The organism is Vibrio sp. 1069 (assembly GCF_033340555.1).
Genome location: NZ_JAWOWP010001030.1, coordinates 1 through 502 on the forward strand (window position 1 = coordinate 1; position 502 = coordinate 502).

1 protein-coding gene is annotated in these 502 nt (G+C 47.6%); it reads right to left on the reverse strand.

What is annotated here, in order from left to right; all coding sequences use genetic code 11:
* Positions 1–502 (reverse strand): lytic murein transglycosylase (locus R7040_RS30425; RefSeq protein WP_318098187.1); only part of this gene is annotated, 502 nt, incomplete at both ends.

A 502-nucleotide genomic window follows, 5' to 3' on the forward strand; every position in this document is an offset into this window, starting at 1 on the left:
TAAGTACGACCATTTTCATCGTCAGGCATGATAAGCCATGCTTGGATATCTTCATTCAGTTTAGGTAATGGACTGCCATCGTACTTCGTGATGCCAAGTTTACTCCACTCCTGAAGATATTTGCCTTTTTCTGCCCCGCGTCCTTCTAGGCTACGATCAATCCCTTTCGGCACCTTCACTTGGCGCCCCCAAGTAAACTTATCGTCCCAGCCAGACTCGCTCAAGTAGTTAGCGGTAGACGCAAACACATCCGCTTCTGATTGCCAGATGTCTTTTTTTCCGTCTCCGTTACCATCGGCGGCAAAACGTAGGAAAGAGCTTGGCATAAATTGACACTGTCCCATCGCACCAGCCCAAGAACCTTTAAAATTATCTAGCTCGATATGGCCTTGATCAAGGATTTGCAGCGCCGCCATGGTCTCTTTGCGGAAAAATTCTTCACGACGACCTTCAAATGCCATCGTCGACAACGCATCAATTACGCGGAAGTTACCCGTAAACT